We start from the raw sequence: 24,257 nt of genomic DNA, 5'->3' as shown, positions 1-24,257 counted from the left end.
TAAGGTTTGTATTTCGTTGGCAATAGAGTATCTAATTTTGTTTTATTGCTGAAATGGTATTTTTACATTACTAGCATCGGAAAAACAAATGAGTATGTAAAAAGCGTACACTTTCATCACAGTATTATTGAGTCTTTATTAGGCCTCAAAATGATGATGATTGCATGACAACCTATTTTTCAGGTTCAAATACAACCCATTTCAAGCAATTGGTTAACATACATCTATATGGGGATGCTATTTTGAAATTCAAGGGGGGATTTAAAACTTTTTAAATACGCATTCTAAATCACTGTTCTTTCGCTTAAAGGCATTACAGCGTAAAATACGCGTTTGTGTTTTGGTTAGGAAGCGTATTCTGTGCAGAGTCATTTAAATGTAGACCACCTCGTTTTGGCGCGTGATCGTCATCGTTTAAATCGACTACGAAAAGGCAAAGATGCCAATCCAAAGCAATATCAGGAATTATTTGAAAAATCTAATTTAAAAGTGTTGGAGCGTGCACAGCGCATTCCCAACATTAAGTTGAATCAAGATTTACCTGTGACTCAATCTGCCGAACAGTTGATTACTGCAATTCAGCAACATCAGGTCATTATTGTGGCGGGTGAAACAGGTTCAGGGAAAACTACACAGTTACCACAAATTGCAATGTTGGCAGGTCGTGGTTTAACGGGGTTAATTGGTCATACTCAGCCACGACGTCTTGCTGCGCGTAGTGTATCGCAGCGTATTGCCGAAGAAGTTGGCGAAAAGTTAGGTGAGTCCATCAGCTTTAAAGTTCGTTTTAATGAACAGGGTTCGCAAGATTCAATTGTCCGTTTAATGACCGATGGTATTTTGTTAGCAGAGCTTGCCAATGATCGTTATTTAAATAAATACGACACCATTATTATAGATGAAGCGCATGAGCGTTCTTTAAATATTGACTTCATTATGGGCTATTTAAAGCAACTTTTGCCACGTCGCCCTGATTTAAAAGTCATCATCACTTCTGCAACTTTAGATGTGCAGCGTTTTAGTAACTATTTTAACGGCGCACCTATTTTTGAGGTCGAAGGTCGAAGCTATCCTGTCGAAGTACGTTATCGTCCAATTTCTGAATTAAGCATTGGTGGTAGTGATGATGATGAGTTTGATGACTTTGAAGAAAACTTGCCACGCGCAGTGGTGCAAGCGGTAGAAGAATGCTTTGCCGATGCACAGGAAAAAGGTCATCCTGAACATGCCGATATTCTAATTTTTGCCAGTACTGAACAGGAAATTCGGGAGCTGCAAGAAACCTTGCATAAGCATGGACCGCGTCATACTGAAATTTTACCGTTGTATGCGCGTTTGGCTTTGGCGGAACAACAAAAAATCTTTAATCCTTCAGGTGGTGGTCGTCGCATTATTATTGCCACCAACGTCGCTGAAACCGCACTCACTGTACCCAATATCCGCTATGTGATTGATAGCGGTTTTGCACGTATTTCACGTTATAACTATCGCTCACGGGTGCAGCGTTTACCGATTGAAGCAGTATCTCAGGCAGCAGCGAATCAGCGTAAAGGACGTTGTGGTCGTATTGCACCAGGCGTTTGTATTCGCCTGTATTCAGAAGAAGATTTTTTAAGTCGCCCAGAGTTTACTGAACCTGAAATTAAACGCACCAATTTGGCATCGGTCATTTTACAAATGCAAAGTTTGGGCTTGGGTACGCTCGAAGATTTTGATTTTATTGAGCCGCCAGATCATCGTTTAGTCAATGATGGTCGTAAGCTGTTGATTGAACTGGGTGCGATGATTGAGAAGGGTAAAGCCCCTCTTTTAGACGGAATGAGTAGCTCTGCGACGCAAAAGGGAGACAATCATCCGAATAGTTCCACTAAATCCACCGCTAATAAAGGCGAGCTTCAAGGCAGCAGCTTAACCAAAATTGGTCAGCAAATGGCAAAAATGCCGATTGATCCAAGACTGGCACGTATGATTTTAGGCGGTGCGCATTTTGGGGTGTTAAATGAAGTCCTGATTATTGTAGCGGCATTGGCGGTACAAGACCCGCGTGAACGTCCTGCAGACAAACAAATGCAAGCCGATCAAAAACATGCTTTGTTCCGTGGAGCAGATTCTGACTTTTTATTCTATTTAAAATTGTGGGAAACTTTACACGAAAACCGTGATGGCATGAGTGAAAACAAACGTCGTACTTTTGCCCGTCAGCATTTTTTAAGTTGGTTGCGTTTACGTGAATGGAAGAAAACTCATGAACAATTGGTGGATTTGGCGCGTGGCTTAAAACTGTCGTTTAATGAGAAAAAAGCCAGTTATGAAAATCTGCATCGGGCGTTATTAACAGGGTTGCTTTCTTTTATTGCCAATAAAACCGATGAGCGCAATGTGTTTATGGCAGTACGCCAACAAAAAGCACGAATTTTCCCTGCATCGACTTTGCATAAAACCAATACACCGTGGGTCATGGCATTTGAGATGGTAGAAACTTCGCAAGTGTATCTACGCACCTTGGCAAAAATTGAACCTGAATGGATTTTATTGGCTGCACGTGATTTGCTGAAGCATCACTATTTTGAACCACATTGGTCTAAAAAAGCAGGCGTGGTGAATGCCTATGATCAAATTTCGCTGTTTGGTCTAATTATCGAGCCGAAACGTCCTGTCAATTACGAAAAGGTCGATCAGGAAGCCGCCCATGAAATATTCTTACGTGATGCTTTAACCACAGGCAACTTGGGCATTACCCCACCATTTTTAAAACACAACCTGCTTAAACTGGAAGAAGTGGAACGGGTTGAAGATAAATTACGTCGTCGTGATTTAGTTGTTGATGAAGAAACTATTTATCAATTTTATGCCGCCAAAGTACCTGCAGAAGTTGCAAGCCGTCGTTCCTTTGAAGATTGGCGTGCCACAGTAGAGCCGCAAAATCCACGTTATTTATTTGTGGAAGATGATGCACTTTGGCTGAATGATCGTCCGACCACGCAGCAATTTCCTGACTATTTGCGTAATGGTGAGCTGCGCTTGGCGGCCAGTTACCGTTTTGACCCCAGCCATGATGAAGATGGCGCAACCGTTAAAATTCCAGTGCAAGCGTTGGCACAGGTCGATGAAAATATCTGGTCGTGGGGTGTTCTGGGTTGGCGTGAAAATTTAATTGAAGCCTTGCTCAAGACTTTGCCTAAAGATAAGCGTCGTCATTTGGTGCCTATTCCAGACACAGCTCGAAAGTTGCTACAACGTGTTGATGCGGTAAATTTACGCGAGCACATTTTTAGCTTTTTGGCATTTCAATTACGTGCTGAACACATCACCGAAAAAGACTTTAGCTTTGAGCGGGTAGATGCGTATTTATTGCCGTTCATTAAAGTGCTAGATGAAAAAGGGCGGGTGATTGAGCAAGGTCGTGATTTATCTGAATTAAAAGCGCGTTGCCATACCGAAACGCATAGTCCTGTAAAGCAGGTGCACGGAGAATTTCAAACTTTTCCTGAACGATTTGTATTTGAAGCTTCGCAAAAAGTTACGGGCGTAGTGGTTAAGCAATATCAGGCGTTGGTACCAAGCAAAACATTTGCAGAGCTTTTACCAAAAGATGAATCGGGTGTGGTGATTCAAACCTTTAATGATCAGAGTGAGGCGATTCGTCAGCACCGTGAAGGCGTGATTCGTTTGCTATATGTGCAATTGGGTGATTTATCACGCCAATTGAAAAAACAAATTGATAAACCCTTGGCTTTGGCGTATTCGCCTTTGGGTGATAAAGCTCAACTTGAGCAAATGTTGATCTATGCAACATTGCAAAGCATTATTGGTGACTTACCAGTCAACTTGGAAGAGTTTCAAAAGTTGCAGCTTGAGGTAAAAAAGACTTTCCTCAGTCATGGTCAAACCACGCTGCGTATCTTTAATGAAATTTATATTGCATGGCAAGACATCCGCCGTCAGCTTCTTATGCTTGATGAAGCAGTTTTTGCTAAAAATATGGATGATATAGAAGATCAGCTGGACTTAATGCATCTGGCAGACTTTGTGTATAGCAAGCCTGTAGAGGTGTGGAGCGAATATCCGCGCTATTTGAAAGCGTTGTTATTACGTTTAGACCGCTTACCCAATAACTTGCAAAGAGACGATGCTGCCATCGCCCAAATTGACCCTTGGATGGACAAATTGTTTAAACACAAACAAGATGCCCGACTCAAGGAATTGTACTTTATGGTGGAAGAATTACGCATATCGCTGTTCTCTCAACCCATGAAAACCAAAATGCCAATTTCTGCAACTCGGCTGCAAAAAGTATGGGAAAAGCTCGGAATCAGTTAAGATATTAGTAATTTCTAGAAGGAGTTTTACATGGGCATTCGCATTATAGGTACTGGTCTTTATCACCCAGAAGATGTTATTACCAATGAAGAGTTGGTCGAAAGTTTAAATGCTTATGTGGAACAGTATAATCAGCTCAATGCTGACAAAATTGCAGTAGGTGAGCTTGAAGAACGTCGTGGCTCAAGTGCTGACTTTATCGAAAAAGCCTCTGGGGTAAAACGCCGTTACGTGTCAGAAAAAACAGGTATTCTGGACATTAACCGTTTACGTCCAAATTTGCGTGAACGCGGGGATGATGAAATTTCGCTACAAGCAGAATGGGGTGTAATTGCTGCAAAACAAGCCATGCAAAATGCAGGCGTGACCGCAGAAGATATTGATGTGGTGATTTTGTCTTGCTCAAACTTGCAGCGTGCTTATCCTGCGGTGGCGATTGAAATTCAAACTGCGCTTGGTATTCAAGGTTATGCCTATGACATGAACGTGGCATGTTCTGCTGCGACTTTCGGCATTAAGCAAGCGCATGATGCGATTAAAGCAGGTGCGCGCCGCGTACTGTTGGTGAATGTCGAAATTACCTCAGGTCATAACGATTTCCGTTCACGTGACTGCCACTTTATTTTTGGTGATGTAGCAACCGCTTCAATTTTGGAAGACACTGAAACCAAAGCAGGTTTCGAAATTTTGGACATGAACCTGTTTACTCAGTTCTCGAATAATATCCGTAATAATTTCGGTTTTTTAAACTTAAGTGAAAATGCAGATATTGACGATAAACGCTTCCATCAAGATGGTCGTAAAGTCTTTAAAGAAGTTTGCCCCTTGGTTGCCAAAATGATTACTGCGCAATTAGAAAAGAATCAGATTGCGCCAACCGAGGTGAAGCGTTTCTGGTTGCACCAAGCCAATGCCAGCATGAACGAACTCATTTTGAAATTGGTGGTTGGTAAAGAAGCAGCACAACCAGGTTTAGTACCTATTATTTTAGATGAGTTTGCCAATACTTCTTCGGCAGGGGTAATTATCGCTTTACACCGTACTGCACACGAAGTCGAAAACGGTGAATATGGTGTCTTGTGTTCATTTGGCGCAGGCTATTCAGTTGGCGCGATTTTGGTACAAAAACGTGATGCTGCATAAGCTTTGCCAAACCGTATAAGATCAGCAAACGCCTAAGTACAGGTATTAAAAAGTTCCTTCTCCTTCGGGAGAAGGCTTGGATCATCCGCGATATTCTCTTCACACAGACACATACAGAATAAAAACATCGAAAAACTTTATGAAAAATAATGCTTAGGTTAAGATGGAGCATCTTTTAATAGACCTATTTTGAAAACCTATGCAACCATTTGTTCTATATAACTCAGAGCAACGAAAAAAAGTTGAATTTGTTCCGCGTAAAGAAGGACATATCGACATGTATGTCTGTGGCATGACGGTTTATGATTACTGTCATATCGGGCATGCGCGGGTTATGGTTGCATTTGACTACATCATTCGCTTTTTGCGCAGTCAAGGTTGGAATGTGAAATATGTCCGCAACATTACCGACATTGACGACAAAATTATTAAACGTGCCAATGAAAATGGCGAGAGCATTCAAGCTTTAACAGATCGTTTTATTCAAGCCATGAATGAAGATGCGGCAAACTTAGGCTGTGTTGAACCTGATGCTGCACCACGTGCCACTGAATATATTGATCAAATGCAAAATATGATTGGTAATTTGGTCAATAAAGGCACAGCTTATCCTGCAAGTAATGGCGATGTTTATTTTCAGGTTGAAAAATTTGACAAATATGGCCGTCTTTCAGGTCGCAAGCTAGAAGACATGCAGGCGGGCGCGTCTGAGCGTGTTGATGTTGAAGTCGACAAAAAGCATCCATTTGACTTTGTTTTGTGGAAACATGCCAAAGAAAATGAACCATCTTGGGCTTCGCCGTGGGGCAATGGACGTCCGGGTTGGCACATTGAATGTTCTGCGATGTCGACTTGCTGCTTAGGTAATCATTTTGATATTCATGGTGGTGGTTCAGACTTAATGTTCCCACACCATGAAAATGAAATTGCCCAGTCTGAAGCATCAACAGGTGAGCAGTATGTAAATTACTGGATGCACGTTGGCTTTATTAATGTCGATGGCGAAAAAATGTCGAAGTCATTGGGTAACTTCTTCACCATTCGTGATGTGATGGAAAAATTCCATCCTGAAGTGATCCGCTACTTTATTGTGTCATCGCATTATCGTAGCCCTGTAAACTTCTCCGATGTAGCACTCAAAGAAGCCAAAACCGCATTATCACGTTTCTATCACTCATTTAAAGCTTATCAACAAGCGTACGGTACGCAAACAGTTGAGCAGTTAGATGAGGCTTTGGTGGAACGTTTTAATGCCGCAATGCGAGACGACTTTAATACAGCCGAAGCAATTGCAGTTCTGTTTGAAGTCAATAAAGAGCTGAACCGTTCAGTAAAAGAGCAGCAGGCAGATCAGGCGGCGGTGTACTATTCGACTTTGCGTCATTTGACCAATATTTTAGGTTTGGTGCAGCATGATGTTGACGAATTCCTGAAGTCTGATATTGGTCAGGACGCTTTAGGTTTATCTGAACAAGCCATTGCAGACTTCATTCAGCAACGTCAGGATGCCAAAAAAGCCAAAGATTTCGCCCGTGCTGATGAAATTCGTCAGTCTTTGCTCGATCAAGGTGTGGTCTTGGAAGATACCCGTCAAGGTACAGTATGGCGTCGTGCTGATTAATTGAGCACTTGGGAGCATAGAGAGTTGACAGTTGTATGAAATTCTCTATAATTCACTTCCATATTGCGGGAATAGCTCAGTTGGTAGAGCACAACCTTGCCAAGGTTGGGGTCGCGAGTTCGAGTCTCGTTTCCCGCTCCAAAATTTTAAAAAACGCTTATCGAAAGATAAGCGTTTTTTTATGGCTGTTTGTTACAGCTTGCTTGCAGTCAGCTTTATAGATGGGTTTGATCCATAATTTTTAGAGCATTTTCGTTGAAATATGCTTCTGAGCTAGTTCTATCTTTAGCTTTATCTGCAACTTTGAATCAATAAAATAAATAGCCTAAGCTCAAATATGATTGTTTTTCATTTGAAACTCGAGTCAAAAAGCGAGTTAATTAAAACAGCATACAAAAATGCGTTAAAACAAAAAACACACGCAGAATCAAAGTGTAGAATTGCATAGATATGCTAAAATTGCGAAAATTAAATGTGCTTCAATAAATCACTTTTATTGAGGTGTAGAAAATACTCAATTTAAGTTGAACGTTGAATGCCAAACATGTCAAATACCATTGATTTCCAATCTGTAGCCTTAGACACTTTAAGAATAGAAGAACAAGCATTACAAGTCTTGGCGACGCAAATTGATCAGCGTTTTAGCCGTGCCTGCGAAATCATGTTGCATTGCAAAGGGCGTGTTGTGGTCACAGGTATGGGAAAATCAGGTCATATTGGTCGTAAAATGGCTGCGACGTTTGCCTCTACAGGCACGCCGTCTTTCTTTATGCACCCGGGTGAAGCAGGGCATGGTGATTTGGGAATGTTGGTACGGGGTGATGTTTTAATTGCCATTTCCAACTCCGGCAAAAGTGATGAAATTATGATGTTGATGCCACTCATCAAACATCTGGAAGTTCCTCTAATCACAATTAGCGGTGATGATCGCGGGCCGATGCCACAAAATGCTGATGTCGCTTTAACATTAGGCAATATTCAGGAAGCTTGTCCACTTGGTTTAGCACCAACCTCAAGTACGACTGCAACCTTGGCATTAGGTGATGCATTGGCTGTAGCGTTACTTGATGCACGTGGTTTTACTGCCGATGATTTTGCTCGTTCACATCCTGCAGGCGCTTTGGGTAAGCGCCTGTTATTGCATGTGAAACATTTGATGCATACCGGTACAGAATTACCTAAAGTTGCACCAGATACACCAATGAACAAAGTGTTATACGAAATTTCAAACAAACGTCTAGGTTTAACCACAATTGTCGATGAAAATGACGTCTTGTTAGGCATTTTCACCGATGGTGATTTACGACGTTTAATTGATAAACAACAGGGCTTTGATGTGAATTTACAAGTTGGGCAAGTGATGACTCAACATCCTGCAACGATTTCACAAGAAGCACGTGCAGTTGAAGCTTTAGAGCAATTACGTGACCGTAAAATCAATCAGTTTGTGGTGGTGGATGATGCCAATAAAGTCATTGGTGTGATCAGTATGCATGACTTGATTCAAGCAGGGGTAAACTAAACAATGGCATCTTATATTTTATTAGAGCAAGCGCGTCATATTGAAGCTTTGGTTTTAGATGTCGATGGAATTCTAAGTGATGGTTTTGTCACCTTAACCAACAGCGGTGATGAAATTAAATCATTCGATATTCGTGATGGTTTAGGTATGAAACTGGTGCAACAAGCAGGTGTTAAAGTCATTATCATCACGGGTCGTAAAAGTAATATTGTCGAAAAACGCATGTCCGATTTAGGTGTAGATTTGGTCTACCAAGGACGTGAAGATAAAGGCACTGCATTGCAGGAAGCCTGTGCCAAGTTAGGTTTATCACCTGCAGATTGTCTCTATATGGGCGATGACTGGCCTGATCTTTCAGCGTTTTCGATTGCGGGGATGAAAGTCACAGTGCCAAATGGACATATTGAAGTGCGTCGTCGTGCCGATTTAGTCACACAGGCCATGGGTGGGCGCGGTGCGGTACGTGAAATCTGCGATATGATTTTAACCGCCAAAGGTGTGTACCAAAGCTTACTTGAAAAATATCTCAGCATCCCTCATTAATTAAGTCATACATTCAAAGGTTTGAGTTACAGCCCCACTTATGGATACTAAAGTTTTATACGTTACTGCGATTGCAATTGCAGCTGTAAGTGGTGGTTATTACTATTACAGCGGTAAAGGCAAAAAACTGGAAACTGACGCTGCTCGCTCTATGACTTATAGTGCAGAGCAAATTCATCTGACCCAAACAGATGAGCAGGGCAATTTATATGTGCGTGCGCAAATTGACCGTTTAGAGCAAGACATGCAGCAAAAAACCTCTAAGCTGGAAAATTTGAATGCCTCTATGTATAAAGCGGGCGCGGTGGATGCCACTTTTTTTGCTAAACAGGCACAAGGTTTTAATGACAATGAAAAGGTTGTGTTGTCAGATCAAGTGCTAGCAACCAAGTTACTCGCTCAAGGCAAACTGACGCTTGAAACAGTCGAGTTGAATGTGTTTCCTAAAACACGTGAAATCAGTACCGAAAAACAAGTGACTGTACAATCTCCACAGGCTGATTTTATCAGTCAGGGCTTAAAAGCCAATTTAAATGACGGGCAATACGAATTTTTTAATATTCGAGGAAAGTATGAACCATAAATCTAAGCTTACAGCTCCTAAAGCGTTGATAAAACAAGCAGCACTTGTGGGCTTGGCGGTGCTTTCATCGGCAGGTGCATGGGCAATTCCGTCAGACCGCAGTCAGCCTATTACTTTATTGGCAGACCGTGCGACCTTTAGTGAACGTACTGGCGTCACCACTTATACAGGCAATGTGGTGATTGAACAGGGCACCATGAAACTGCAGGCAGATTCGATTGTTGCTAATCTGAACAGCAAAAAAGAAATTAGTGTCATTACGGCAACGGGCAGACCTGCGCAATTCCAGCAAAAGACTGATCCAGCCAAAGGGCTTGCCAAAGGTCAGGCGCAAAAGATTGTTTACAATGCTGAAACAGGCATTATCACCTTAACGGGTGGCGCACTTTTAGAGCAAGATGGAGCCAGTATTCGTGGTAATACCTTGCGTTATAGTATGAACAAAGGCGATGTTGAAGCGATTGGTACACCGAACAAAACTGGTTCTGAAGCGGGTCGTGTAAAAATTGTGATTCCACCATCAAGTTCAAAATCATTCCCGGGAGCGCGTGATTAATGGATCAAACGAGCGCAGCACAGGACAGCGTCCAGCACGGTCAGCAGACTTTGTGTATTAAGCATTTAGCCAAAAACTATAATAAGCGCTGGGTGGTTAAAGACGTTTCATTTGAAATGAAAAGTGGTGAAATTGTCGGGTTACTTGGGCCGAACGGTGCGGGTAAAACCACCAGTTTCTACATGGTTGTGGGTTTGGTGCGTATGGATAAAGGCGAAATACATTTAGATCAACTGGATTTATCTGACCTTGCCATGCATGAACGTGCGCGTAAGGGGATTGGTTATTTACCGCAAGAAGCCTCTATTTTCAGAAAGCTGACCATCGCTGAAAATATTATGGCTATTTTAGAAACCCGCAAAGATTTAAATAAACAGCAACGTCAGCAGCGTTTATTAGAATTGCTGGCAGATTTTAAAATCACGCATATTAAAGATTCATTAGGGATGAGTGTGTCGGGTGGCGAACGCCGTCGTGCAGAAATTGCCCGTGCTTTGGCAGCAGACCCTAAATTTATGTTGTTAGATGAGCCTTTTGCAGGGGTCGATCCTATTTCTGTCGGTGATATTAAAGATATCATTCGTACCTTAAAAGATCGTGACATTGGCGTATTAATTACCGACCATAACGTCCGTGATACTTTAGCCATTTGTGAACGTGCTTATATTGTTAGCGAAGGTTCAGTCATTGCAGAGGGTACACCGCAAGAAATTCTGGAAAATGAAATTGTGCGTGAAGTTTATTTGGGTGAAGACTTTTTTGTTTAAAGCTTGAATGTTCTAACCGTTATTGGTTTTCGTATGCTTACTGCATAAGTTGTAGAACAGAAAGTCGTGTAAACATTATTTAACCTTCTATACCTTTGAGGATAGAAGGTTTTTTTATGGTGGTTATCAGTCCAAATAAGCTATAACTCTAAATACGTTAGAGCGCTAAACACGTTATAATTATCAGGTTTTTATTTAACTGGTTGATTGATCTGGAGTGTTATGCCATTTACCATTGCTGCGCCCATCACTTTTGAAGAAGAAATTAAAAAAAGTCGATTTCAGGCAATTGCTGTGCCTGTAGATAATGAGCAAGCGGTAAAAACTTTTTTGGAACAGCAGCGTGATTCATCTACCACACATCAATGTTGGGCATGGAAAATCGGGCATCAATTACGTTTTAATGATGATGGCGAACCTTCAGGTACGGCAGGACGTCCTATTTTAGCCACGATTGAAGGCAATGAGTTGACTAATGTTTTGGTGTTGGTGAATCGTTGGTACGGCGGCATTAAATTGGGCACAGGCGGCTTGGTACGTGCCTATGGGGGATGTGCAGGGCAATGTTTGGCTCTAGCAGAAAAAATAGAACTGATTGAAAAAAAGACCGTGCAATTTTCCTGTCATTTTAATGAGTGGGCAATTTTACAATACGAGCTAAATAGTCAGCAGATTGAGTACAGCGAAGACTACACCGCCGAAGGCGTGTTGGTAAAGGCATTCATGCAAGTCGATCAAATAGACCCTTTAAAACTAAAATTACAAGATATTAGCCGTGGGCGTGAACAACTCAAAATCCTTGAGGATGATCAAGATGACTGAAGCAAATTCACCTGATCCATTATCGAAGTACCGTGAGCAGCATAAACACCGTTTAAACTACATGCCGTGGTTATATTGGTCATTAAAACCTAAACATCGTGCTTGGGCAGAAGCTTGGCAGCAGGAATATCAAGCTTATTTAATGGCAATGGAAACGGTAGAGATTGGCAAAAACTGTTTTATTTCACCATTGGCACATATTTTTGCAGAACCAGGACGTAAAATCAGTATTGGCGATAATACCTTTATTGCAGCCGATTGTACTTTGCATGGCCCTTTAGAAATTGGCAATGAAGTCGCGATTAATCACCACTGTATTTTAGATGGTGGCAGAGTTGGAATTAAGCTTCATGATCAGGTGCGTATCGCAGCATATTGTCATTTATATGCATTTGATCATGGCATGGCTTTGGATCAGCCCATTTATCAGCAAGCGGTGCGTTCACAGGGCATTGAAGTTGGTAAGGATGTTTGGTTAGGTGCGCATGTTGGTGTTAAAGATGGGGTGAAGATTGCGGCACATGCAGTCGTTGGTATGAATAGCATGGTCACCAAAGATGTTCAGGAGCGGGAAATTGTGGTAGGAAACCCTGCCAAATTGATTCGTTATCGTGAGTAAATACGATGCAGCAAGGCTAAATCTTTAAACTTCATTACATTTTTTCATGTCCCTGCAACACGAGTTGTGTTAAGTTAAAAATAACAACTAAAAAATAGCCTGCAAAAGGCAGTAAGAGAGGCAATAATGAAACGTGTAATTGCTTGTATTGATTCTTCGCCTTGTATTAATGCGCTTGCTGAAGCTGCTGCGTGGATTGCAACACAAACTCAACGTGAATTGGTGTTATTACAAGTTTTGGATTATTACCCCGCCAGTTATCATTTGGGGGAAATTAGTGGCGTGATTGGTTTTGAAAGTAATGCCATGTTACTCAAAGAATTAGCCGAATTAGAACAAAAACAAAGTGAATTAGCACTCGATTATAGCAACAATTTATTGCAGCACATTTCCAGTATGATTCAGGAAAAGTTCGGCATTGTACCTACCCACATTCAAGAAAAAGGCGACTTTTTAGAACAAAGTTTTAGTGTGCTGAACGAAGAAGATATTGTGGTGATTGGACGTGTGGGCGAGAAATCTGCTGAACGCAATAAGGCATTAGGCAGTAATGTCGAAAACTTTATTCGTGGTGCAAATTGTACTGTGATGACTGTCGGAGAGCATTTTAAAGCACCAAACCGTTTTATTTTTGCTTATGAATATTCCCCAACTTGTATCAAAATGATGAAGCGAATTGCACAAAGTGATTTGCTTAAATTATTGCAATGTCATTTGCTCTATGTCGGTGATCACCCAGAAGTTTTAAATGAACCTGCAGATTTTTTAACTTCAGCGGGTTTAGATGTGGTGGTGGAATATCGTTATGGCGATGTGGCTGAAAATATCTTAGATTATCAACGTGAACATGGTATTCAGTTGATTGTACTGGGGGCATTTAGTCACAGTAAAATTCACCAATTTTTCTTGGGAAGCATTACCACCAATATTTTCCGTAACTCAACTGTTCCTTTGTTGGTGGCAAAGTAAAAATCGTAAATGATTCAAAAAAGATCATTTCAAAAGATTGTTTAGTTGAACTGATGTAAATGCTTGCTGACTGTCCATGGTTATCCGCATAATTTGTGGATAACTGTATGGACAGTATATGTAACATTATAATATATAATGTAAAATTGCTTTAGGTTGTTTTTTAACCTTGTGTGGACTTTACTTTACAATCGCTAAAGCAAAGCCATCATGTCCTTTGCTGCCTACAGTTTGTAATGCTGTGCACGATAAAATTCGCGAATGATTTTGCATGGCTTTGAACATGTCACGAATCCCTTCAATGCTTGGTTTGTGATTGTCAGGATTTAAAATTTCCCCTGCACGAATTACATTGTCTAAAAAGATAATTGTACCTGAGCGTGAAAGTTTAAGACTCAGTTCCAAATATTCAGGATAGCTTTGTTTGTCGGCATCAATAAAAATAAAATCAAAAGCTTCAGTATCTTCTGGCAGAGCCTTTAGAATTTCTGCAGCACGACCAACTTTTAATTCAACCTTTTGTTTTAATTGAGCGCGGTCAATATTTTCCTGTCCCAAAGCTGCATGGGTATCACGTCCTTCAATCGTGAGTATATAACCATCTTCAGGCAGCGCACGTGCTAGCCACATTGTGCTATAAGCTGCGAATGTGCCCAATTCCAACACACGTTTGCATTGATTCATTTGAATGAGCATTTGTAGCAACATGCCCTGATTTGCCGCAACTGCAAGGTGATCTGGAAAACCTTTGGCATCGGTATTTTCTAAAGTTTGCGTCAAAATTGGGTCTTCGGGAATTAAATGTGATTCGATATAGTGATCGATATCCGTCCACATTTGTTGCATAGCGTGCTCACCTTTGTTGCGATGTGTGCATTGTAAACTTTTCTGCTCAGAGTGCAATTTATTCGCGGAATGGAGCCGGTGATAATCTATTTCGCAATAAAAAAAGAGGTCAATTTGACCTCTTTAGGATTTAATTCTAAACAACACTGAATTAGAAATTACACATAGATGAATGGCGGCTTAAATCTGGCCCCCAAGTTCGATAACCTTGTGTATCAATATGAATTTGTCCTGAAGCGTATAAGCCTAAGCCCATGTTTAAACTTTGACCATATTGCTGCCAGAACTGACACAGTCTGTATTTGGTACTTTCAATATAGGCATAGTCTTCGGCATTCGGGAATTGTGGCCCAATTCTAAAATCAATGGCTGAGTTAAATAAGTGACGCGATGAGTTCGCACCACCTGCACATTGATTCAGTGGTAAATCTCGATAGACAGAAGTGACTTCAAAATCAGTTAAGACTTTAGAGGCGACCAAATATTTAAATACACGCAAGGTAGGCACCTGATTTTGCCACAATTCACGACTTGGAATCATAAATTGCGAACGTCCACAGCGTTGCCAGTCACGTGCGGTACGCATTAATTCAAAACTTGGAATAATATTGCCAACACCGTTGTGTTCCAAGAAGCGTTCATATTCACGAACTTGGCGTAAATTGTCACTCACTGCCACCCATGCATTATACGAATAAGGCACAATTTTAGGTGCTACCTGACGCTCATAGGTGATTTTTTCTTGAGGAATGAAAATTCGTTTTCCATCGGGCGTGGTGATCGTTGTTGTTCTGTTTGGGGTTGAACTACAGGCAACCAAGATAACGGGAACAATGCTGAACGAAAACAGCGCCTTGAAAAATTTCTTCATTAGGCAAATCAGATATTTATTTAAAGTGGCAGTATTCTAATCGAAAATGCTGGTTAAAATTTGAAAATATTGCAATCAAATGTGTGTTTTAGGTATAAAAAAAGATCAGCACAGGACTGATCTTTTTCACAACAAGACGAACTTACTTTTCTAAGTATTGTAATTTGTCTGGTTTGCCATTCCATTCTTCGCGGTCAGCAGGTTGATCGCCAATTTGTGTAATGTTTGGCCAAGTCTGTGAAAGTTCGGCATTTAGCTCAATAAACACTTCCTGACCTTCTGGTAATTCATCTTCAGAGAAAATAGCGTTGGCAGGACACTCTGGTTCACATAATGCACAGTCGATACATTCGTCTGGATTAATGACAAGGAAGTTCGGACCTTCGTAGAAGCAGTCTACAGGACAAACTTCAACGCAGTCTTGATATTTACATTTAATACAGTTTTCAGTGACAACAAATGTCATGGCGACAGCTACCTAAAAATATGGTTCTAATTCAGAATAGTCTATTTTAGGCAAAAAACACTACAACTAACAATCGCTTTTACTGATATTTGATATAGACAGTGCTGCTAAATTTGATAAAAGGGGGATAAAATCATCAAAAAAACTTATAAATGACAAAGACTCTCAATTGAGAGTCTTTGTTTAGCTCAAATATTTTAGAAATAACAGCGGCTAAGCGTTCAATTGTTCCTTTAAAGCATACAATTGTTCCAGCGCTTGTCGTGGCGTTAAATTATCGACATCTATACTACGTAATAAATCTAAAGCAGGTGATGGTTTTTCTACCTCTATTACACGTTCAATCACTTCTGGTTCAGCTGAGCTTGTTGCTGGTGCAAATAGGTCATCTTGAAAGGCTAAATTGACATTTTTGTGCTGCTGTTTTTCTAAAATTCTTAAACGGTTTTGCGCTTCTTTAATCACATTGGCTGGAATGCCTGCCAATTTTGCCACTTGCAAACCGTGACTTTGGCTTGCAGGACCTTGTTGAACTTTGTGCAAGAGAATCAGGTTGCCATTCATTTCTTTGGCGGTTACGTGGTAGTTATCCACCCCAGATTCTTTGCTTAATTCGGTCAATTCAAAATAATGCGTTGCAAATAGGCATAAACATTTGATGCGTTTGCTTAAATCCAACACACATGCCCATGCCAAAGATAAGCCATCGTAGGTACTGGTTCCGCGACCAACTTCATCCATCAGCACCAAAGACTGTGAGGTTGCATGGTGTAAAATTTGTGAAGTCTCAGTCATTTCGACCATAAAGGTCGATTTACCTGTCGATAAATCATCGGCAGAACCAATACGGGTAAACACGCGATCAATAGGACCTAATACGGCTGTTTGGGCAGGCACATAACTACCACAATAGCCAAGTAGGGCAATGAGTGCGGTTTGACGCATATACGTTGATTTACCGCCCATATTCGGGCCAGTAATAATTGCCAAACGATGATTGTAGTCGAGTAAAGTATCATTCGGTGTAAAGGCGGTTTTACTCAAGGCCTCAACAACAGGATGACGTCCTGCAGTAATTTTAATTCCAATTTCAGGGCTATATTCAGGGCGTGCCCAATTGCGTAAACGTGCTTGATGGGCAAAGTTTGCCAATAGATCAATTTGTGCAATCGCGCTGCTCATCATTTGTAATTGAGCAATGTCTTGGCGTAATTCATCCAATAGCATTTCAAATAGCATCTTTTCACGGGCTAAAGCACGGGACTCGCTAGACAGGACTTTATCTTCAAAACTTTTTAGCTCTGGGGTGATGTAGCGTTCTGCATTTTTTAAAGTTTGACGACGGATATAGTGTTCAGGTGCTTGCTCGGCTTGGGCGCGAGTGAGTTCAATGTAGTAACCACTGACACGGTTGTAGCCAATTTTTAACGTTGGGATACCGCTTTCTTGGCGCTCTTTGACTTCTAAATCAATCAGGAATTGCCCCGCATGATCACGGATTTTGCGTAGTTCATCGAGTTCACTGTCAAAACCCTCTGCAATGACATTGCCATCACGCAATAGTACAGGTGGGTTTTCCACAATTGCCTGCATCAGCCGTTGATGCAGTCCATGAAAATCGCCCAGTTCTTCATTCAGGTTTTGAATGAGTGCGGATTGTTGTGCAGAAACAATGGGCTGTAAGGCATGACGCAAATAGGGAATTTGCGCACAGGCCTGACGTAGTTGTACCAAATCACGTGGGCGTGCGCTACCGAGTGCGACACGACTCAGCACACGTTCAATATCACTAATTTCTTTCAGTACCAAACGCACAGGCGACTCATGGTAACCTTGTATTAAGGCTTGAATTGCATCCAGTCTTGCATCTAACAATGCCGTGTCACGCAAAGGTTGCATCAAGGTACGACTCAGTAAACGGCTACCCATGGCAGTTTGGCAATCGTTAATCAGTTGGAATAAAGAAGTGCCGTGTTCAAATAATGGTTCAACCAATTCCAAATTACGTCGGGTCACAGGATCAAGCGCAATAAAATCGCTGCTTTGTTCTAATTGAATACTGCGAATATGTGGTAAAGCCGTTTTTTGGGTTTCTTTGGCGTAGTGTATTAACGCTGCCGCTGCTGCTTTGGCTAAGGGCAAATGATCAATACCAAAACCTGAAAGTGACGATACAGCAAATTGATCACAAAGCGTTTTTTGTGCATTGTTCAGGTTGAAATCGACATTTGGGCGTTTGGTCACAGGGCAGTCAAGCTGCTTTTTAACCTGTTCAATAATATTCGGATCGACAATATCTTCATCGACCACAATTTCGCTTGGCATTAAACGAGAAAGTTCAATCGCGAGTTGTTCAGGCAAATAATCCATTTGCTGAACTTTAAAAATCCCTGCACTTAAATCCAGCAATGCGATACCAATTTGGTTTTGCTGTAAGCATAAAGAGACCAAGTTGGAAGATTGATGACTGTTGAGCAAGGCATCATCGGTGAGCGTGCCTGGGGTGATAATCCGTACTACTCCACGCTCTACAGGACCTTTGCCTGTCACCTCGCCAATTTGCTCACAAATTACCACGGTTTCGCCTTTTTTGACCAAGCGAGCGAGATAACCTTCAGCAGCATGATATGGCACGCCCGCCATTGGAATAGGTTTGCCACTAGTTTTACCACGGTGGGTGAGGGTAATGCCTAGAAGTTTGGCAGCTTTGTGTGCATCATCAAAAAATAATTCGTAGAAATCGCCCATGCGATAGAACATTAAAGAATGTGGATGTTCCATCTTCACCCGTAAGTATTGCTGCATCATTGGAGTGTGTGAAGATAGATCAGCCATGATTTCTGTCATGTTCATGCAGTTGAAGTCCTTTAATTTGAAGCGTAATTTAAGTGTAAGTATGTGACTAGCTTATTTTACGCCATCTTAGTCAAATTAGTGAACCTGCATGTCATTGTTGCTCGCTCTCTAACGAGTCGAACATCGAGCGGTTTAAGCTTTTAAATGGATAATATTCAATTGATCGGGTGTGTTAGTGAGCACACAGCCATAAAAAATATCGCCCATAAAATCTAAACCGACAGTTTCAAAAATGATATCGCATAGCTCAAAGAGCTTAGCTGTTGAAAATGTATGATTTGCGAAGTTAAAAGTGAAAATTATTGTGTCATTTGGCTGAATTTTACTGAGTTTTTCGTGTAATTCATCGTTATAAAAAGCATCGAAATTTGATTGTTTTCTATGGATTCATTTAGAAAGTAGTGCATGTTGTAACATTATGCTTTGCATGGTCTTATTTCTAGCTAAAGCCGTACTTTGGAAAAACTTCATCACAATCAAAGTAAAAAAAGCCATCATCTTTTCAGATCATGGCAAGCTATTATTCAAACTCAAGCTATGTAGAATTTAAAAATTCAAACTATATGACACGCCCAAAATATTTTGGCTCATGCTTAAATTGGCTTCGCCACCACCAAAATCAGCGGGGATAGAGTTGTTACCTTGCACTGTTTCTTTGAGTGCGTGTGTATAAGCCACACTTACATTTTGTTGATCATCGAGTCGCCAAGTTGCACCAACACTTAAATGCTCTTGTACCACACCTGGTGCCAAAATATTTAGGAAGGTTTGATCATTTTTAACAGGCTGATCGTTATAGCTATAACCCGCACGTAAAGTCAGTTTTTCTGAGGCTTGATAAGTCGCTGAAATTTTATAGACATTGATGTCATCCCATCCAAAACCAGGACCTTGTGTTGTGCCAAATTTATTGTTTGCGAATAATTGATCCAGTTTATTGCCAACAGAATCTACATCTGAATAATTAATGCGTAAGTAATCTGTCGCGACTGATAAAGCAGGGGTAAGTTGATAATTTAAACCTACACCATAGCTTTCAGGTACGTCAAAATCACCTTGTTTGGCAAATAAACCTTCATATTTCTTAAAGCGGCTGGCATTAATTTTAGATGAATAGCTTGCACCAAGGGTCAGTTTCTCATTTGGTTTTGCCGACCAGCCAATACGTGCACCTACACCGTATGAATCGTCATTGCCACGGTCGCTAATTGCTGCATCGTTGGACGAAGCACCACCAAATACATCACCAGCAAAACCTTGTGCGCTAAAACGTTGATATAAAATATTTGCAGCCAAAGCTATAGATTGATTTTCTGCATATTTCCAAGATAAAGCAGGTGAAATAAAGGCTTGGGTTAATGAAATACCTGCGCTTCCTGTATTATCATAAACTGCATAAGGATTATTTTTATAATTGGTATTCATGCCACCATTGCCATAAACCGCAATACCCGCAGTGACTTGTTCATTCACTGGGTGAACATAACCTACATCTGGAATTACAAAGTATTTACGGCTATTGCCATCATACTGACCATTTGCTCCATAACCATTTCCTGTAATTTCAGACTCACGATCTGGAGAGAAAATAGTTAAACCTGCATCAACACGCTTATCTAACCAGCTCAAACCCGCTGGGTTGCTTGCAATAGTCAGACTGTCCTGAAAATTGGCAATGGCTGTGCCTGCGTTTCCTTGAGATTTCACACTATATGCATGCATGAAATATCCTGTTGTTGCAAAAGCAGATGTTGAAAACAAAGGTGCGATAACAGCAATTGAGATAAAAGAAGATAGATATTTCATGAGAATATAGATCGAGTAAAAACAATATATGCGGCAGTATATTGAAAAGTTGTATTCTTGTATTTGAATATAAATTCATATCTTTATTCTATTTTTGAATATATAGCTATGAAACAGCAAGGGTATTCATTCTATATGTATATCAAAATGATGCTTCAACTCTTTTGACCAAAGAAGCTCCCTTGGGAGCTTCTTTATTGATTTACATTGCTTTAATTCATAATTATAAAGTGCTTTATGCCAAGTTTTCTAACACAAATTGTGGCGATTTAATAAATAATCGAATCAATGCTTGAGCAGAACTCGACGGTTGACGGACACCACGTTCCCAACTTTCTAAAGTTCGGGCAGAGATACACAATTTTGCCGCAAGTTCAGTTTGTGAAATATTCATTTTTTGTCGAACTTTAATGATCTGTTGTGCTAAATCCAAACAAGCCGTTTGCTCTACAGTATGATTCACATGATTATGACTGTGTTGAAGCAGATGCATAGTTATCTCCTCCTTAGGGTCGAATAAACAAGTCAATGAGTTATTAAAATAAGTATTGTCCTACAGCTGCATAAATTTGATACTGCAAAATTTACACTTTAGAGTGAAGCAAAGATGGCAACACTGTAAGAAATGATAAGAAAATTCAAAAGTCAAAACGAGGCGGAGCACGACCTTGTGGTAGAATAAAAAGCGGCTCAGTTTGAAATAGTGTTGGTGTAAACGATGTTTTAAAAGACAAAATCCGAATTTGTGTTCGGATTAACACGTATCTAAGCTTGGTATCTAGTAAGGGAAGTGCAAAGCTATAGACTAAACAATATTCACATTCATGGTTTTCATGTGCATCTTGTTTGGATGATTCATGCGCATGTTGAGCTGAATGCCGTGTGTCAACTTTGTCTGTATGCGGTGAATGAGCCGTATGACTTAGATGAGATTCAGACGTAGATGTGCTGGCTGTGCGTTGTAGAAGATTTGCAGACAGCTGATTTGCAGAGCTTGGCTGATCAAAAAATAATGCTTGGGCAACAGTTTTACAGACAGAGGAAAAATGTTGTTTCTCTGGCAATAAAGGCTGTAGGAATACAGCGACTTGTAACAAGATTGCTGTTAATCCGAGCAATCTTCCCCACATCATCAACACTGCATACGTCTTTTATTGAATTTTCATGTAACACTATAACAAAAAATTTAACTGTTTAATGATAAAGCTTTGTTTATCACATGAACTGTGTAGTAAAAATACTGCTTTACTCAAGTGGTTTTGGGCTAAAGCAATGGATCGTTTCGTAATTTAGTCAATTAAGCTGTAATTGAGATTGTGGGTAAACCAGCTTCAATCCAAGCCTGCATGCCGCCTTGTACAGAAAATATTTTTTCAAAGCCCATACGCTGCAAAGATTGAGTTGCCAAAGCTGAGCGTGCACCTGTACCACAGATCAAATAAATATCTTTTTCAGCTAAATCGGCAAGTGCGCGTTCAACTTCACAGTAATGATTGACAACAGGGTGTTGTGCAATTTTCATTTCGAGCATGCCACGCGGAAAGTTCACAGCACGATCAATTGCACAGGCTTGATGTTCTTCTGGTTCACGTACATCAATCAAAATAATATCAGGATGTTTGCTATACACCTCATAGACATCTTGAACACTCATTTCGGTAATTTGGCTTTTCGCTTCGGTAATCAGTTGATCTGGTGTTTTCATGAAATCACTCACATTTTTTTTGATCCTATATAATATAAACTAATATATTAATTAAGTTTTGATTATTGTTAGCAAATGTGTCTATATGATTTCTCTTTGGAAATAGCCACAGCTAGATAAAATTAGACATGCTATGGTTTAAATCATTTGTTGGAATTTTCAAGTTTTATTTGCTTTGGAGTGTGCAATGTTTAATTTGATGATGTATCTGCCGTGGGGTAAAGTGCCTGAAATAAACGCACAGGATTTGTTACAACAACAGCAAGATGTGCAAATTGTAGATGTACGTACCCGAAAAGAATTTTGTGACAGCCATATTCAAGGTGCGTTGCATTTGCCTTTGAGTCAAATGAATGAATCTAATGTCAAAGCATTATCTTTAGCTCCTACAAAGCCTGTAGTGACTATTTGTCTATCTGCACATCGCAGTATTCCTGCAACCAGAAGATTGGCTAAAATGGGTTATCAGGCATCGCAGTTGCAAGGTGGCATGAAAGCATGGTGGAAACAACAAATGCCATGCGTGTCCTCTCAGGTCAAATAAACAAGTGCATTGAGACTATACTTCAATATGCGCAATGTTGACATTTCTAATGCAGCTGATTGTATAGCTTTGTTAATCTTTGCTTAAAAAATAATATCTTATTTAATTATAAGGTATATACTAGATCTAACACTTTTGTTCGATTGTTCAGGGGACGTCAAATGCCTGCAAGATTTTTTGGAATTTTTCTGGGTTTAATTGCAGCGGTATTAATCATTGGTGGATTATTCATCAATATGATCAGTGGTGAAGCTACCGTCGTGGAATACTGGATTTTATTGTTGCTTCCATGTTTTGGTATTCCAATTTTGTCTGCAGTGTGCCTAAAAGAAATAGACTAAGCACAAAAGTATAAGTTTTCTTTACATTAAAATTGATAGATGATTCATCGCATTTAATTTTAATGATCCAAAAGCCCATGCGATCATGGGTTTTTGTGTTTACAGCAAAACAGTTGGTTTTGAGTTTTATTTGAATATTTGCAAAGCAGCGTTGCAGAATTGGGCTGTTCAGCAGCCTAGTCATAGTTAAATGCTATTAAAATCTAAAGACAATATTTAAGTTTAATAACATGTAAGCATTCCATTATCAGGTATTGCCAATCAATGTTCATTTTGGCGTAGGTCATCTGCAAAAAATTCAAGAGATTTTACGATCTTATACCTATAGGCGTATTTTAACTATTGCCACTGCAGGGCAAAAAGCCGCAGGCGAGCGTTTATTGGCACTAATCCAAGACATGGCTGTAGCGGTCTATCCTCATGCGGTGATGCATGTGCCAAAAGAAGTTGCCGATCAAGCCATTCAAGATGTGCAGCGTTTAAAGGTCGATTGCTGTTTGGCACTCGGCGGTGCTCTGCGATTGGTTTAGCCAAAGCAATTGCTTTAGAAACCCATTTACCGATTATTGCAATTCCGACCACTTATGCAGGTAGTGAAATGACTGCGGTGTATGGCATCACCGAAAACCAGCTGAAAACCACAGGCAAAGCAGCTCAAGTTTTGCCTAAAGTAGTGATTTATTATCCTGAATTGACACTCAACTTACCCACTGAAATTTCGGTATGTTCGGGTATGAATGCGATGGCACATGCAGTTGCGGCATTATATGCACAGGATAAAAATCCCATTGTAAGTTTAATGGCGCTAGAGGCGATTACTCAACTGGCACAGGCTTTACCTGAAATTGTGCAAGCGCCTCATAATATGCAGGCACGTGAACATGCTTTATATGGCGCATGGTTGGCAGGTGTGTATTTGGGTTCGGTGGGTATGGCAATTCATCATAAAATTTGCCATAGCTTGGGCGGACGCTATCAGTTACCACATGCGCAAACCCACGCCATTGTGTTGGCGTATTCAGTGCATTACAACCGACATGCAGATATTGCTGCAATGAATCAACTGGCAGCGGCTTTAAATGTGTCAGATCGGGAACAGTTAGGCTTGGCGATTTATCAGCTTAACCAAAAATTGAATATTCCAATGGCACTTAAAGATTTAGGATTACCCGAAACAGCACCTGCCCAAGTGGCACGTATTATCTGTGATAGTCCATATTATAATCCACGTGAATATGACTATGCCGAATTAGAGGCTTTATTGACCAAAGCCTATTGGGGACAAGCACCGCTATAATGCTGCTAAAAAATAGCATGATAGATAAAAAACCGAAGCCACTTAGACTTCGGTTTTTTA

General features: G+C 40.5%; 23 protein-coding genes and 1 tRNA gene. 16 read left to right on the top strand and 8 right to left on the bottom strand.

Annotation, left to right across the window (positions count from 1 at the left end):
- The first annotated feature begins 360 nt into the window (after nt 1–360).
- The 12 genes from FTV52_RS05405 to FTV52_RS05350 all read left to right on the top strand — a co-directional run bounded on the left by FTV52_RS05405 (nt 361) and on the right by FTV52_RS05350 (nt 13,465).
- The gene (locus FTV52_RS05405; RefSeq protein ID WP_179990171.1) at nt 361–4,320 is read left to right on the top strand and encodes a DUF3418 domain-containing protein; all 3,960 of its coding nucleotides are present in this window, start codon (nt 361–363) and stop codon (nt 4,318–4,320) included.
- A gap of 30 nt (nt 4,321–4,350) precedes the next feature.
- Complete coding sequence (locus tag FTV52_RS05400) at nt 4,351–5,463, top strand: beta-ketoacyl-ACP synthase III (protein ID WP_179990169.1); 1,113 nt, start codon at nt 4,351–4,353, stop codon at nt 5,461–5,463.
- Between the two features lie 199 nt (nt 5,464–5,662).
- Complete coding sequence (gene cysS, locus FTV52_RS05395) at nt 5,663–7,084, top strand: cysteine--tRNA ligase (protein ID WP_154320668.1); 1,422 nt, start codon at nt 5,663–5,665, stop codon at nt 7,082–7,084.
- Between the two features lie 65 nt (nt 7,085–7,149).
- Nucleotides 7,150–7,225: transfer RNA gene (locus tag FTV52_RS05390), tRNA-Gly, on the top strand.
- Between the two features lie 403 nt (nt 7,226–7,628).
- Nucleotides 7,629–8,606: a KpsF/GutQ family sugar-phosphate isomerase gene (locus FTV52_RS05385; protein WP_004973067.1), complete on the top strand. Its 978-nt coding sequence runs from the start codon at nt 7,629–7,631 to the stop codon at nt 8,604–8,606.
- A gap of 3 nt (nt 8,607–8,609) precedes the next feature.
- A complete protein-coding gene (locus tag FTV52_RS05380) occupies nt 8,610–9,149 on the top strand; it encodes an HAD family hydrolase (RefSeq protein ID WP_004973069.1) in 540 nt (179 codons plus the stop codon).
- 40 nt (nt 9,150–9,189) lie between these two features.
- The gene (gene lptC / locus FTV52_RS05375) at nt 9,190–9,732 is read left to right on the top strand and encodes an LPS export ABC transporter periplasmic protein LptC (RefSeq protein WP_004973071.1); all 543 of its coding nucleotides are present in this window, start codon (nt 9,190–9,192) and stop codon (nt 9,730–9,732) included.
- A complete protein-coding gene (lptA, locus tag FTV52_RS05370) occupies nt 9,722–10,288 on the top strand; it encodes a lipopolysaccharide transport periplasmic protein LptA (protein ID WP_004973072.1) in 567 nt (188 codons plus the stop codon). Before lptC ends, lptA begins: the two co-directional genes overlap by 11 nt.
- Complete coding sequence (gene lptB, locus FTV52_RS05365) at nt 10,288–11,055, top strand: LPS export ABC transporter ATP-binding protein (protein ID WP_154320669.1); 768 nt, start codon at nt 10,288–10,290, stop codon at nt 11,053–11,055. The genes lptA and lptB overlap by 1 nt, the downstream gene beginning before the upstream one ends.
- Before the next feature lie 222 nt (nt 11,056–11,277).
- Nucleotides 11,278–11,877 (top strand): YigZ family protein, encoded by a 600-nt coding sequence (locus FTV52_RS05360; protein ID WP_096900925.1) that lies wholly within the window; start codon nt 11,278–11,280, stop codon nt 11,875–11,877.
- The gene (locus FTV52_RS05355) at nt 11,870–12,496 is read left to right on the top strand and encodes a DapH/DapD/GlmU-related protein (protein WP_004973079.1); all 627 of its coding nucleotides are present in this window, start codon (nt 11,870–11,872) and stop codon (nt 12,494–12,496) included. The genes FTV52_RS05360 and FTV52_RS05355 overlap by 8 nt, the downstream gene beginning before the upstream one ends.
- Before the next feature lie 126 nt (nt 12,497–12,622).
- The gene (locus FTV52_RS05350) at nt 12,623–13,465 is read left to right on the top strand and encodes a universal stress protein (RefSeq protein WP_096900923.1); all 843 of its coding nucleotides are present in this window, start codon (nt 12,623–12,625) and stop codon (nt 13,463–13,465) included.
- Between the two features lie 180 nt (nt 13,466–13,645).
- Here the strand turns inward: FTV52_RS05350 and FTV52_RS05345 are convergent, their stop codons facing one another.
- From FTV52_RS05345 to FTV52_RS05310, 8 genes are all read right to left on the bottom strand, one after another.
- On the bottom strand, nt 13,646–14,311 hold the full coding sequence (locus FTV52_RS05345) for an O-methyltransferase (protein ID WP_004973089.1): 666 nt from the start codon (nt 14,309–14,311) through the stop codon (nt 13,646–13,648).
- Between the two features lie 151 nt (nt 14,312–14,462).
- Complete coding sequence (locus tag FTV52_RS05340) at nt 14,463–15,182, bottom strand: D-Ala-D-Ala carboxypeptidase family metallohydrolase (protein ID WP_004973092.1); 720 nt, start codon at nt 15,180–15,182, stop codon at nt 14,463–14,465.
- 142 nt (nt 15,183–15,324) lie between these two features.
- Nucleotides 15,325–15,648, bottom strand: a complete 324-nt coding sequence (gene fdxA, locus FTV52_RS05335; protein ID WP_004973093.1) for a ferredoxin FdxA — start codon at nt 15,646–15,648, stop codon at nt 15,325–15,327.
- A 213-nt stretch (nt 15,649–15,861) separates the two neighbouring features.
- The gene (gene mutS, locus FTV52_RS05330; RefSeq protein WP_179990167.1) at nt 15,862–18,501 is read right to left on the bottom strand and encodes a DNA mismatch repair protein MutS; all 2,640 of its coding nucleotides are present in this window, start codon (nt 18,499–18,501) and stop codon (nt 15,862–15,864) included.
- 549 nt (nt 18,502–19,050) lie between these two features.
- On the bottom strand, nt 19,051–20,310 hold the full coding sequence (locus tag FTV52_RS05325; protein ID WP_179990165.1) for an OmpP1/FadL family transporter: 1,260 nt from the start codon (nt 20,308–20,310) through the stop codon (nt 19,051–19,053).
- Nucleotides 20,311–20,545: 235 nt separating this feature from the next.
- Nucleotides 20,546–20,803: a DNA-binding transcriptional regulator gene (locus tag FTV52_RS05320; RefSeq protein WP_004973099.1), complete on the bottom strand. Its 258-nt coding sequence runs from the start codon at nt 20,801–20,803 to the stop codon at nt 20,546–20,548.
- Between the two features lie 145 nt (nt 20,804–20,948).
- On the bottom strand, nt 20,949–21,443 hold the full coding sequence (locus FTV52_RS05315; protein WP_171287380.1) for a DUF2946 domain-containing protein: 495 nt from the start codon (nt 21,441–21,443) through the stop codon (nt 20,949–20,951).
- 164 nt (nt 21,444–21,607) lie between these two features.
- A complete protein-coding gene (locus tag FTV52_RS05310; RefSeq protein ID WP_004973106.1) occupies nt 21,608–22,015 on the bottom strand; it encodes a rhodanese-like domain-containing protein in 408 nt (135 codons plus the stop codon).
- Nucleotides 22,016–22,202: 187 nt separating this feature from the next.
- On the opposite strand from FTV52_RS05310, the gene FTV52_RS05305 reads away from it, so the two are divergent.
- From FTV52_RS05305 to FTV52_RS05295, 4 genes are all read left to right on the top strand, one after another.
- Nucleotides 22,203–22,559: a rhodanese-like domain-containing protein gene (locus tag FTV52_RS05305; protein WP_178865795.1), complete on the top strand. Its 357-nt coding sequence runs from the start codon at nt 22,203–22,205 to the stop codon at nt 22,557–22,559.
- A 161-nt stretch (nt 22,560–22,720) separates the two neighbouring features.
- Nucleotides 22,721–22,900 (top strand): hypothetical protein, encoded by a 180-nt coding sequence (locus tag FTV52_RS05300; RefSeq protein ID WP_004973110.1) that lies wholly within the window; start codon nt 22,721–22,723, stop codon nt 22,898–22,900.
- A gap of 254 nt (nt 22,901–23,154) precedes the next feature.
- Entirely contained in the window at nt 23,155–23,430 is a 276-nt protein-coding gene (locus FTV52_RS14695; RefSeq protein WP_253103581.1) for an iron-containing alcohol dehydrogenase, read from the top strand.
- A complete protein-coding gene (locus tag FTV52_RS05295; protein ID WP_257221687.1) occupies nt 23,391–24,197 on the top strand; it encodes a maleylacetate reductase in 807 nt (268 codons plus the stop codon). Before FTV52_RS14695 ends, FTV52_RS05295 begins: the two co-directional genes overlap by 40 nt.
- Nucleotides 24,198–24,257: the final 60 nt, after the last annotated feature.

This window comes from Acinetobacter sp. YH1901141, from assembly GCF_013416935.1.
Classification (GTDB): domain Bacteria; phylum Pseudomonadota; class Gammaproteobacteria; order Pseudomonadales; family Moraxellaceae; genus Acinetobacter; species Acinetobacter towneri.
This window is presented reverse-complemented; position numbering and strand designations above follow the sequence as displayed.

Bases quoted from the DNA above. Each gene is read 5' to 3' on its own strand.
- FTV52_RS05400 (WP_179990169.1), top strand. From the start codon at position 4,351: ATGGGCATTCGCATTATAGGTACTGGTCTTTATCACCCAGAAGATGTT.
- cysS (WP_154320668.1), top strand. From the start codon at position 5,663: ATGCAACCATTTGTTCTATATAACTCAGAGCAACGAAAAAAAGTTGAA.
- FTV52_RS05385 (WP_004973067.1), top strand. From the start codon at position 7,629: ATGTCAAATACCATTGATTTCCAATCTGTAGCCTTAGACACTTTAAGA.
- FTV52_RS05380 (WP_004973069.1), top strand. From the start codon at position 8,610: ATGGCATCTTATATTTTATTAGAGCAAGCGCGTCATATTGAAGCTTTG.
- lptC (WP_004973071.1), top strand. From the start codon at position 9,190: ATGGATACTAAAGTTTTATACGTTACTGCGATTGCAATTGCAGCTGTA.
- lptA (WP_004973072.1), top strand. From the start codon at position 9,722: ATGAACCATAAATCTAAGCTTACAGCTCCTAAAGCGTTGATAAAACAA.
- lptB (WP_154320669.1), top strand. From the start codon at position 10,288: ATGGATCAAACGAGCGCAGCACAGGACAGCGTCCAGCACGGTCAGCAG.
- FTV52_RS05360 (WP_096900925.1), top strand. From the start codon at position 11,278: ATGCCATTTACCATTGCTGCGCCCATCACTTTTGAAGAAGAAATTAAA.
- FTV52_RS05355 (WP_004973079.1), top strand. From the start codon at position 11,870: ATGACTGAAGCAAATTCACCTGATCCATTATCGAAGTACCGTGAGCAG.
- FTV52_RS05350 (WP_096900923.1), top strand. From the start codon at position 12,623: ATGAAACGTGTAATTGCTTGTATTGATTCTTCGCCTTGTATTAATGCG.
- FTV52_RS05345 (WP_004973089.1), bottom strand. From the start codon at position 14,311: ATGCAACAAATGTGGACGGATATCGATCACTATATCGAATCACATTTA.
- FTV52_RS05340 (WP_004973092.1), bottom strand. From the start codon at position 15,182: ATGAAGAAATTTTTCAAGGCGCTGTTTTCGTTCAGCATTGTTCCCGTT.
- fdxA (WP_004973093.1), bottom strand. From the start codon at position 15,648: ATGACATTTGTTGTCACTGAAAACTGTATTAAATGTAAATATCAAGAC.
- mutS (WP_179990167.1), bottom strand. From the start codon at position 18,501: ATGAACATGACAGAAATCATGGCTGATCTATCTTCACACACTCCAATG.
- FTV52_RS05325 (WP_179990165.1), bottom strand. From the start codon at position 20,310: ATGAAATATCTATCTTCTTTTATCTCAATTGCTGTTATCGCACCTTTG.
- FTV52_RS05320 (WP_004973099.1), bottom strand. From the start codon at position 20,803: ATGCATCTGCTTCAACACAGTCATAATCATGTGAATCATACTGTAGAG.
- FTV52_RS05315 (WP_171287380.1), bottom strand. From the start codon at position 21,443: ATGATGTGGGGAAGATTGCTCGGATTAACAGCAATCTTGTTACAAGTC.
- FTV52_RS05310 (WP_004973106.1), bottom strand. From the start codon at position 22,015: ATGAAAACACCAGATCAACTGATTACCGAAGCGAAAAGCCAAATTACC.
- FTV52_RS05305 (WP_178865795.1), top strand. From the start codon at position 22,203: ATGTTTAATTTGATGATGTATCTGCCGTGGGGTAAAGTGCCTGAAATA.
- FTV52_RS05300 (WP_004973110.1), top strand. From the start codon at position 22,721: ATGCCTGCAAGATTTTTTGGAATTTTTCTGGGTTTAATTGCAGCGGTA.